The sequence below is a fragment of the Bartonella sp. AP57NXGY genome (genome assembly GCF_042195805.1).
Classification (GTDB): Bacteria; Pseudomonadota; Alphaproteobacteria; order Rhizobiales; family Rhizobiaceae; genus Bartonella.
In genome coordinates this window covers 1-2,697 of sequence record NZ_JBHIOZ010000163.1, presented here as the reverse complement: position 1 = coordinate 2,697, position 2,697 = coordinate 1, and the positions used below count along the sequence as shown (strand labels likewise).

Annotated in this window: 1 protein-coding gene; it reads left to right on the top strand. The window is 39.3% G+C overall.

Annotated features, from left to right (window positions below):
- The first annotated feature begins 138 nt into the window (after positions 1-138).
- The gene (locus ACFIL8_RS08985) at positions 139-1,503 is read left to right on the top strand and encodes an MFS transporter (protein ID WP_375689502.1); all 1,365 of its coding nucleotides are present in this window, start codon (positions 139-141) and stop codon (positions 1,501-1,503) included.
- Positions 1,504-2,697: the final 1,194 nt, after the last annotated feature.

Sequence of the window (2,697 nt, the reverse complement as noted above, 5' to 3'; positions counted from 1 at the left end):
ACAAGGGGACCATCAGCGCTCCCAATCACATTTATCCCAATATCAAAACCACAGCCATCACAAACACATGTTAATTTTTAAAAGTCTGGGAATGGGGCGGGGACAATATTTTAAAGAATATCAACAGGGGGCATAATAATGCAAAAGAGAGATTCCTATACAAAAACAGAAAGGTATGTCATATATACCGTCATTATTTCCAGCATACTTCCTCTGCTGGACGGGAGCATTGTCAATGTCATCCTTCCTAACCTTGCGCATTATTTTTCAGTCGGAGAAAATAATATACAATGGGTTGTAACATCCTATTTTCTCGCCACCGTTCCAGGGCTGCTAATGGCCGCTTTTGTGCAAGGAAGAATAGGTATCAAAAGCACTTGGCTTCTTGCAAGCTTCATTTTTATGCTTGGATCACTGGGGGTAGGATTAAGCTATAATTTTCCAACTATTATATCTGCCCGTATCGTTCAAGGTTTTGGGACCGGTCTTTTGCTGCCCCTTAGCCAAACCATCATTGCCTTACAATTTGGACAGACACGAGTGCGCCAAGCCATGGGCACCATAGCCGTACCAACAGTTTTCGCTCCTGCCTTTGGTCCGCTGGTAGGCGCCTCGCTTGCTCAGTATGTGTCTTGGCGTTTGTTATTTTTTATCAATATTCCGCTTATTTTATTGGCACTCACCCTTGGAGCTAAACATTTAAAGAGCAACGAAACAACAAAAACAAAATTTAACTTATTTGCTTTTTTAGCGTTTTCCATCTCCCTTCTTTCGTTTTTTTATCTCACAGAAGCCAGAAATATCAATAACCACAACACCCTCTTTATCCTAGCGCTTATAGCCGTGATATCTCTCATATTATTCATTGTTTCTAATCAGAAAGCAAAAAACAAATTAATCGTCTTTAGCGGATTTCAAAATGCGCGCTATACATTGCTCATGATCATGGGGCTCGTTGCTTCATTTCTTTTTTATAGCTTCCTCGTTTATTTCCCACTAGCCGTTGCCATGGGAGGAAACTATGAAAAGAGCCTTCTCATCATCGGTACCCTCCTTGCTCTGCAAGGAGTGGGTGCGTGGATTGGCAGGAAATTTATTTACCAAAAATGGAAAGAAAAATCTCCCTTTTTCATGATAGGAATTGGTTTAGTGATATCAAGCTTTGGGTTATTATGCTTCGGCTATAATATAAGCATGGATGGACTGGGATTCTTGCTAAGAGGCATAGGACTTGGCATCGCCACCATTGTCTGCCTTTCCGCCCCCATCCAATATGTCAACAGTTTATACGTCAAAGATACAGCCGTTATCACACGCATATTACAGCAAATAGGTGGTGCCTTAGGGGGTATATTCGCTGGCTTTTTGATCCATTCGCTGACAGAAGAATCCCTGTCCTTAAACCAAACATATATCGTATTCTTCATATTCTCTATCGCTGCATTTTTACTGTTTTGCCTAGCCCTCCTCTTATCGCGTAAAGAGAAGAATTCCGATTTATGATATGCTTTATTTGAACTCCCTAGCCATAACATTGGCAATGGCATATAAAATCATACAGCATTTACCACTTTTCGAGAAACCAACACACTGAGACCTTGACCACAGCCTTCATCATTTTTATGAAAGAACACTAAACCGATAAGCTCCTTAAGCTCTAAAATTGATCACCTCCAGTAACGTACGGTGTTTGTAATTTTATGATACCTCTGTGCTTTTAGATCCCTCTAAAAACCTCTTGAAATATGGGATTTTCTGATCAGACCTTTGCAAAGATCCACGAAATTAAGCACGCGTTTCAATGCGGAATAGTTCCATAAATGCGCTAACAGACGCCCTACAGAACCAGCATAGAATATAGAACCCACAATGCCCCCAAATGCTGACCATCTTCTGCCACGCATCGCGATGCAAAAAATCGCACTGTATTGCAAACTTGATAATGTTATTCCCCCCTTTTCAAAGTCATTGAATCACTATGCTTTCATAATCACAATAGGTTCAAATGAAACTGAAGCGACAAAAACAGCTGGTAAAGCAGCATCTTCTCTCCATTTCATTGTTAACTGTCATAACAAATCTCCCCCGCTTTAATAAAAAAGCCCTCTCTCATTGAGAAAGAAATTTTAAAAACATTGAAAATCATGAAGCACGATGACAGACAGCAAACCATCTCTAAAAAGACTGTTTCTTGATTTTCACAGCGTACTCTTAGATTTCTCTAACATTTTCCTGCCTTTAAATTTTCCTTATAAGTTTTACGGACAAAAGAAGCTTTTCAGAACTCTTTTACACATAACTTCATTGCTTCAAGCTCCCTTACAGACACGATAAACGTTTATATTTTCATCTCTACCAAATACGCGAGATTAACAGCGGATATCACGAAAACAGTCTTTTTATAGAAAACAGTAAGCTTTAACGGAATAAACGAGATTTTAAACTAGCCTCCCGCATTACTCATTACTCGATACCGGTTATGCAAATAAAGAGCGCCATCTACTTTTTCTGACAAGCAAAGAACACACACAACATTTAGTAACATGCCATTATTGAAATTCTTGTCACAAAACCTTCCGTTCAGGGATTATGCGCATTGCCTACTTCCTTCTCTCCAATAAACAATCTGCCAATAAAGAATGCTATTGCAGTTACGATAATACAAAATTATACTTCTGTTCTCATTCTATATTTTTC